The organism is Isoptericola hypogeus (assembly GCF_039531145.1).
GTDB classification, from domain to species: domain Bacteria; phylum Actinomycetota; class Actinomycetes; order Actinomycetales; family Cellulomonadaceae; genus Isoptericola; species Isoptericola hypogeus.
In genome coordinates this window covers 1-620 of sequence record NZ_BAAAPM010000025.1, presented here as the reverse complement: position 1 = coordinate 620, position 620 = coordinate 1, and the positions used below count along the sequence as shown (strand labels likewise).

Here is a 620-nt window from a genome sequence, read left to right as displayed (position 1 = left end):
GCGCCGGTCCTCACGGTGGGGTCACCGTGCCCCAGTCGATGGCGTCGACTTCGGCGACGGTCAGGCCGGCGAACATGGCGTCGACGTCCCCGACGGTGCTGCCTGCGAGCAGCGCGTCGACCTCGCCGACGTCCCACACGACCGGGATGGTGGACGGCTCGGGGTCGTCGATCCACGTGAGCTCGAGGTCCCACACCCGGTCGGTCGAGACGCCGTTGTCCGCTTCCCAGAGAGCCGAGCTCGCGGACGTGATGACCGCGACGTCGGAGACCGGCAGGTCGCGGGCGGTGCCGTCGGTGCGCAGGGCGATGCCGCCGCCGTCGGCGATGATCTTGTCGAGCAGGTCGGAGGCGGCGCGGTCGAGGCGCCACACGACCTGCATGGTGCCCTCGCCGGCGACGGCGAAGACCATGACCGGCCGGCGGCGGCCGCGTACGTCGAAGCCGGTGGTGTGTAGCACGGGCGCCTGGGGGAGCTGGTTGTCGATCCACGCGGCGATGGGCACGACGGTGCGCCCGTCGAGGGACTGCACGAGGTACCTGCCGTCGCCGTTCGCCGGCGCCCAGGGCACGGTGATGATGTTGGAGTCAGCGGTGGCCGACGCGGCGACGAGGCGGTAG

1 protein-coding gene is annotated in these 620 nt (G+C 72.4%); it reads right to left on the bottom strand.

What is annotated here, in order from left to right; genetic code table 11:
- Positions 1 to 10: 10 nt before the first annotated feature.
- The coding region (locus ABD254_RS21280) for a hypothetical protein (protein ID WP_344250985.1) at positions 11 to 620 on the bottom strand (610 nt) is incomplete at its 5' end.